At 38.6% G+C, this 5992-nt stretch carries 3 protein-coding genes; 2 read left to right on the top strand and 1 reads right to left on the bottom strand.

The window, feature by feature from the left end; translation table 11 throughout:
- A partial coding sequence (locus F6K22_RS28520; protein WP_293105864.1) for a Uma2 family endonuclease occupies nucleotides 1-555 on the bottom strand: 555 nt, incomplete at its 3' end.
- A 999-nt stretch (nucleotides 556-1554) separates the two neighbouring features.
- On the opposite strand from F6K22_RS28520, the gene F6K22_RS28515 reads away from it, so the two are divergent.
- On the top strand, nucleotides 1555-4806 hold the full coding sequence (locus tag F6K22_RS28515; protein WP_293105862.1) for an efflux RND transporter permease subunit: 3252 nt from the start codon (nucleotides 1555-1557) through the stop codon (nucleotides 4804-4806).
- A gap of 250 nt (nucleotides 4807-5056) precedes the next feature.
- Complete coding sequence (locus F6K22_RS28510; protein ID WP_293105860.1) at nucleotides 5057-5782, top strand: Uma2 family endonuclease; 726 nt, start codon at nucleotides 5057-5059, stop codon at nucleotides 5780-5782.
- Nucleotides 5783-5992: the final 210 nt, after the last annotated feature.

Here is a 5992-nt window from a genome sequence, read left to right as displayed (position 1 = left end):
TAAACTAAAAGGTAATGGAGGTAAAACTTGTGATTTGGCGATCGCTCTACTCCCACCAGAAGCAATGGCAAAAGCAATTAGTTGAGCATAAACTACGTTTACAACCCAATATTCACTACAGTTTAGTTTTTCATAGAGCATTCGCTTACTGCCAATATCATCAGCAAAAGATGTTTTGGCAATTTCAATTACTAGGTCGGGAGGTGGATAAACATCTAGATCGACAATAGTTGTATCTGGGGGAATAGTTTCTGCATTTTCACCAATGTAGAATGCTAGGTCTGGTTGCGCTTCTGTTTCACCAATTTTTCGGAAAGAGCAGTTAGTAAGTCCTACTAAGGGAATAGCTTTGATACCACTGAATAAAGCTACAGCATATCCGATGGAGAAATTATCATAAGAATGGTCGTAACCTTGGGGAGCCATTTCAATTCTTAGTTGTCCATTGTGATAATAGCATTTAGTCTCTTCTTGTTCCTGAACAGTTTGGATATACTCATCCCAAGTAGCTTTCACCCACACATCTGTTGATAATTTGGTTTGGAGGTTATTCATAAGATTACCCAAACTTCTGAATATGTTTATTATATCTATCCTTCAGGAATCGTGCCAATGTCTCTGGCAATAATCTTTCTATCTACGGTTTCAGTTCCTTTAATTTTCACGAATCAAATATACTAGCTATGGTAGTTAAGATGTAATTAGATTTTTCCACTTAATCAAAGTTAAAAGTAGGAGTCAGGAGTCAGTAGTCAGGACGCAGAAGAAGAGGAAAAAAGGAGGTATTAGGAGGAAAAAGTTTACCAAAACATTCTTTTTCTTAGCGCTAAGAGGGTTAAAGTTGCTTGGATCATCCAATCAACTAGGTATTTATAGTTTAAGATATAATCAGATTTTCCCACTTATTTACTGTCAAAATATTACTTTTGAATTTTGACTTTTGAATTTACACAAAGAGGGTTTCAGTTTATTTAATTTTCCCAAATCAATAACTAAATCAACTAAGTATTTGCAGTTAAGATGTTATCAGATTTACCAACTTATTTACCCTCAAAATATTACTTTTAAATTTTGACTTTACACAAAGAGGATTTCAGCTTCTTGAATTTTCCCAAATCAATAACCAAATCAACTAAGTATTTGCAGTTAAGATGTTATCAGATTTACCAACTTATTTACCCTCAAAATATTACTTTTGAATTTTGACTTTTGAATTTACACAAAGAGGGTTTCAGCTTCTTGAATTTTCTCAAATCAATAACCAAATCAACTAGCTATTTGCAGTTAAGATGTAATCAGTTTTTTCTACTTATTTACAGTTAAAATCTTAGTGTAAATTTTAATTAATAATTTGAGAAACTAGGGATTAGCAGTTAAGATATCATCAGGTTTTCCCACTCAGTTACAACAAAATATTACCTTTAATTTTTGAACTTTTAATTTTAACTTTAGAAACTACCTTTTTACGCTTAAGATGTAATTATATTTTCCCACTTAGTCATAGTCAAAATATTACTTTTGACTTTTGACTTTTGACTTTTGAATTTCAATAAAATGTTTACCAATTTTTTCATCAAAAGACCAGTATTTGCCTCAGTGTGTTCCCTACTAATTATCCTAGTAGGATTAGTGGGTTATGTTAGCTTACCAGTACAAGAATTTCCTAGTATCGACCCCCCAGTGGTCAGCGTGCGAACCAACTACCCAGGAGCTAACCCAGAAGTAGTAGAAACAGAAGTAACAGAAATTCTAGAAGCAGAAATTAATGGCGTCGAAGGTGTCAAAACTCTCACCTCTAGTACAAGGGAGGGTTCTAGTTCTATAAACGTTGAATTTGAACTGAGTCGCGATATAGAAGCAGCAGCTCAAGATGTTCGTAGTCGTGTCTCCCGCGCCATCAGAAGACTTCCCGATGAAGTTGATGCGCCAGTAGTTTCTAAACGAAGTAGCGATGAAGAAAGAATTATTTGGTTAGCTTTAACTGGGGAAAAATATTCACCATTGGAGTTAAGTAACTATGCAGATAAATTTATCAAAAATGTTTTAGAAACTGTTGATGGGGTGGGTAGTATTTTAATCGGTGGCGAACGTCGCTACGCTATGCGACTATGGTTAAATCCTAAAAAAATGGCTGCTCGAAATATTACCGCTTTAGATGTGGAAGCAGCTCTCAGACGACAAAATGTAGAAATTCCCAGTGGTAGAATAGAAGGAAAATCTACAGAATATCCGATTCGTACTGTTGGTCGTCTGCAAACTCCCGAAGCTTATGAAAACCTGATTATTAGACGAAATGATGACAACTCTTTCACAAGATTAAGAGATATTGGGAGAGCAGAAATTGGAGCACAGAGCGATCGTACAATTGCCCGCTACAATGGAAAACCAGCAATAGGTCTGGGAATTAGTAAACTTTCCGGGGCAAATATTATGGAAGTTGCCACGGGTGTCAAAACTAAGATGGAAGAATTATCTAAAGATTTTCCAGATGGAATGAAATATTACGTCAGTGTTGACTACTCAACATTTGTAGAAGCTGCCATCAAAGAAGTTTGGAAAAGTTTGCTATTAGCTATTGTTTTAGTTGTCTTAGTTATCTATGTATTTTTGCGAGATTGGCGAGCAACTCTCATCCCTACTATTACTATTCCTGTTTCCCTCATTGGTGCTTTTGGGGTAATGTTTTTCATGGGATTTTCCATCAACACTCTTACCCTATTTGCTCTCACCCTCTCAACAGGTTTGGTAGTAGATGACGCTATTGTGGTCTTAGAAAATATTGTTCGATATATTCAAGAGGAAGGCAAAACTCCCATGGAAGCAGCAATATTAGGAGTAAGGGAAGTCGTATTTGCTGTAATTGCCACAACCATTGTCTTAATTGCAGTATTTCTACCTGTGGGATTTTCTGGAGGGAGTTCCGGACAAATATTTAATGAGTTTGCCCTAACTCTTGCAGTGTCAGTAGTATTTTCTACCTTCGTTGCTTTAACTCTTGCACCATCATTGTCAGGGAGAATTCTCAAAAAACACGAATCAGGAAAACAAAGAAATTTTCTCTCCCGTCTAGTTGCCATTCCCCTAGACTTATTTGATTATGCTCTAAGTCGCATCTCAGTAATATACGATCGCTCATTACGTCTGTTGATGGGAGTCAAACCATTAGTAATTTTAGGATTTGTCTTATCTTTTTGGGTAATAGTTTGGTTATTCCAACAGTTGCCTCAAGGATTTTTGCCTACAGAAGACCGGGGACGGGTATTTGTCTCTGTATCTACACCACAAGGAGTAAGCGTTGAATATACCAATAACGTTATGCTTCAGGTAGAAGATAAACTTGCTCAAGTGCCAGAAATGAGAGGTTATTTCAGTATTACCGGATTCGGTCGAGTCGCTCAAGCTAACCGAGCTTTTGCTTTCACCAATCTCAAACCCTGGTCAGAACGAACAAAACCGGAACAAGCACAACAAGAAGTTGTCAAACGCTTATTTGGAGCATTTGCGTCAATTACAGATGGACGAGTATTCCCGATTAATCCTGGTTCATTACCCGGTACAGGTCGTAGTCGTCCGGTGCAGTTTGTCTTGCAGGGAAATGATTTTGAAGAATTAGCGCGAGTATCTCAAGAATTTAGCAATGAGGCGCAACAGTTACCCCAACTAAGTAATATTGATACAGACTTAACAATTAATAAACCTGAGATAACAGTAGAAATTAATCGTTCCCAAGCTGCTAATTTAGGAATATCAGTAGAGGATATTGCTCAGACATTACAAATTATGATGGGTGGGGAAGATATTACGAACTTTACCCAAGGAAATCAACGCTATGATGTAATTGTGCGAGCTGAGAATGAGTTTCGCAATAATCTCCAAGATATTGAGGATCTATATGTGCGAACCGAGGAAGGGGAGATGATACCTTTGAGTAATGTGGTGACTGTGAAGACAAGCACAACTCCTCCTGAGATTAACCATTTTAACCGCTTTCGTTCGGCAACAATTACAGGAAGTCCTGCACCAGAAGTTAGTTTAGGTGATGCGTTGCAGGCTTTGTATGATTTGGCAGACAGGATATTGCCTGCCGATATGCGGATAGATTTAAAGGGTGAGTCATCCCAGTTTCGAGATGCTGGTCAAGCAACAGTATATCTTTTTGGGTTAGCGTTGATTTTTATTTTCTTGACCTTGGCAGCTCAGTTTGAAAGTTATATCGATCCAGTTGTGATTTTGTTGGCGGTGCCGTTATCGTTGTTGGGTGCGTTTGGAGCGTTGTGGTTAGCGGAGTTAGAGATTAATGTTTATAGTCGGATTGGGTTAATTATGTTAATTGGTTTGGCAACTAAAAATTCTATTTTGATTGTGGAATTTGCTAACCAATTGTTGGCAGAGGGAATGTCTATTACTAAGGCAGCGGTTGAAGCCTCGCGGTTACGGTTTCGTCCGATTTTAATGACGGCGTTTTCAACTATTTTCGGAGTAATGCCATTAGCTTTTGCTTCTGGTGCGGGTGCTGCGAGTCGGGTTTCTATTGGTATGTCGGTTATGGGTGGAATGTTAGTGTCTACGATTTTGAGTTTATATGTAGTGCCAGTATTTTATGTGATAGCGAAAGGTTTGCAGTCGAGTTTATTTCGTAAGTCTGCTCAAGACTTGGCAGAGAGTTATGAAATGGATGCAGCCTTTGAGGGGAATGGTTATGTTAACGGCAATGGCAATGGTCATGTTAACCGTAACGGTAACGGGAAAACTGGTTATAGTGACAGCAAGGATAAGGATGGTGTAGAGAAAGTTAGACGAGGATAGTTTTTTTGTTAGAGGCGATCAAAGCAGAAAGTAGGTACGTTGCATGCAACGTCCCTACAAGGCGATCGTTTGTTTCCTATTTCCTAGCGCGTAGCCCTATATTACAGGATTTACGCAAATTGACTGTTAAACCACCATCTGTAGGGGCGAATGGTATTCGCCCTCGCTATATCTAGAGTCTCTGCGTAAGTCCTGATTATTCAATCTATGCTATTCTAAATAATGAAAACACAATTGGAGGGGGCTAACAATGACTACAGAAACATCTCCCAAAACCGAGTTAGTAACCGAAGTCACTCCTGACTGGGAACCACCCATGCCACCTACAGATTTAATCTTTGATGATGGAGAACTCTTGGAAAGTAAACGTCACCGTATTGCCATGAATCTTCTGATAGATTCCTTGTACCAACATTGGTCGGATCGTAGCGACTTTTTTGCTGGTGGCAATATGTTTATTTATTATAGTAGCACTCAAGCGAGAAATCGCGATTACAAAGGTCCTGATTTCTTTGTGGTTTTGGACGTTGATGGCAAGACAGATCGTCAAGGATGGGTAGTTTGGGAAGAAGAAGGTCGTTATCCAGATGTGATAGTTGAACTCACATCTCCTTCAACTGCTAGTGTAGACATTGGCAAAAAAAAGGATATTTACGAGCGCACATTCCGTACTCCAAATTATTTCATTTTTAATCCATTCGATCGGAAGTCATTAAAGGGATGGCATCTAGAAAACAAGAAATATCAGGAGCTACAGCGGAACGATCGAGGATGGTTGTGGTGCGAGGAGTTAGAGTTATGGTTGGGTACTTGGGAAGGAACTATTCTCCAAGAGTCGGCAGTGTGGTTACGATTTTATGACTCCCAAGGAAATTTGGTATTATTGCCAGGAGAAGTAGCCGAACAAGAACGTCAACGGGCTGAACGTCTGGCTGCTAAACTAAAAGAGTTAGGGGTTGATCCTGATTCTGTCTAATATCAAACCCGTTGTAAGCTTACATCAAGTCCTCAAGTCCAGGTCTAGTAGTGGACTGTTTAAGCTAAAACTGTGCATTAGATTTTTGCCTATAATTCTTGCCCTGGAAGGTTTGACCCTTTTTTACTAATGCACCATTTAAGATGAAACAATCCAGTAAGGTGCGTATTTATTTTGGGGCGGGTTTATATTTAGTTAATGCTTAAACTC

It is taken from the genome of Okeania sp. SIO2F4 (genome assembly GCF_010672385.1).
Classification (GTDB): Bacteria; Cyanobacteriota; Cyanobacteriia; order Cyanobacteriales; family Microcoleaceae; genus Trichodesmium.
The sequence above is the reverse complement of the archived record's forward strand: the minus strand, read 5'-3'. Positions and strand labels throughout refer to the sequence as shown.

What these genes read in the sequence shown, in the direction of transcription:
- F6K22_RS28515 (WP_293105862.1), top strand. Translation starts at nt 1,555, where the DNA reads ATGTTTACCAATTTTTTCATCAAAAGACCAGTATTTGCCTCAGTGTGT.
- F6K22_RS28510 (WP_293105860.1), top strand. Translation starts at nt 5,057, where the DNA reads ATGACTACAGAAACATCTCCCAAAACCGAGTTAGTAACCGAAGTCACT.